Here is a 1,051-nt window from a genome sequence, read left to right as displayed (position 1 = left end):
CGCCGAGGGTGCCGACGGCGTACTCGGCCGTCGTGGCGCCGCGGTCGACGCGCGGACGGACGCGCCGCCGAACGTCCGGCGTGGCGGTGGAGCGGACGTCGGGACGGGTCGGACGCGGCACGGTGACCTCCTCGGGTCGGGTCCGGGCCGGCTGCCCGCGCGGGACGGAACGTCCGCCCGGGCAGCCGGCGCCTGGTCAGAACAGGTTCGGCAGGACGTTCGGGATGTTGTCGATGACGTCCTTGACCAGGTCGCCGAACCACTCCGACTGGCCGATCTTCACGAGCACGCCACCGACGGTGCAGGCGCCGAGCGTGCCGACGGCGTACTCCGCCGTGGTCATGCCGTCCTGCCGACGGCCTCGGCGGGACGCGCGGGCGACGAGCGAGGCGCCCCGCCGACGGGTCGTGGACGGGTCCGTCCGGGGAGAGGCGCTTCGGGACGAGGCGGTACGGGAGGTGGGGAGGTGCATGGCTGTCCTTTCGTGGAACGGGCTGACACCGAGGAGATGACGTCGGCGGTGGGTCGGACGCCCACCTGCCCGCACGCTGTGGACGAGGCGACGCCCACGTCGCGTCGGCGCGACCGCCTGTGGACGGCCAGGCAGGCTCAGCCCCCCAGCAGGTCGAGGCCCGACGCCACGCCCAGCAACGACGGAACGATGCCGACGAGGAGGAAGGCGGGCAGGAAGCAGAGGCCGAGCGGTGCAGCGGTCCGGACGGCCACGGCGCGCGCCCGCTCGCGCGACCTCGCTGCCGCGTCGCGACGCGTGTCGGCTGCCGTGGCGGCCAGGACGGCAGCCACCGGAGCGCCGGACTGCTCGGCACGACGGAACGCCCGGGCGAGCCCGCCGAGCGTGGCGTGGCCGAGCAGCACGTCCCACACGGCGGCGGCGTCGGCCCCGGAGCGCAGCCGCCCCACCACGTCCCGGAGCTCCTGCTGCAACGGCGCGGGGACGGCGTCGCCCACCACGTCGAGCGCGACCACGACCGGCCGGCCCGACGCCAGCACCGCGACGAGGAGGTCGAGCGCAGCGGGCAGCTGTCGCGCC

Annotated in this window: 2 protein-coding genes; both read right to left on the bottom strand. The window is 76.1% G+C overall.

Features of this window, described 5'->3' with window-relative positions; all coding sequences use genetic code 11:
* Nucleotides 1–196: 196 nt before the first annotated feature.
* Nucleotides 197–472, bottom strand: a complete 276-nt coding sequence (locus NH339_RS18650) for a DUF4244 domain-containing protein (protein WP_256475828.1) — start codon at nt 470–472, stop codon at nt 197–199.
* A gap of 137 nt (nt 473–609) precedes the next feature.
* The coding region (locus tag NH339_RS18250) for a type II secretion system F family protein (RefSeq protein WP_253027480.1) at nt 610–1,051 on the bottom strand (442 nt) is incomplete at its 5' end.

The organism is Aeromicrobium sp. CnD17-E (genome assembly GCF_024124745.1).
GTDB lineage: Bacteria > Actinomycetota > Actinomycetes > Propionibacteriales > Nocardioidaceae > Aeromicrobium.
Note: the sequence above shows the minus strand (reverse complement) of the source record. Positions and strands in the feature narration are given on the sequence as shown.

Excerpts from the sequence above, each read along its gene's own strand:
- NH339_RS18650 (WP_256475828.1), bottom strand. The coding sequence starts at position 472 with ATGCACCTCCCCACCTCCCGTACCGCCTCGTCCCGAAGCGCCTCTCCC.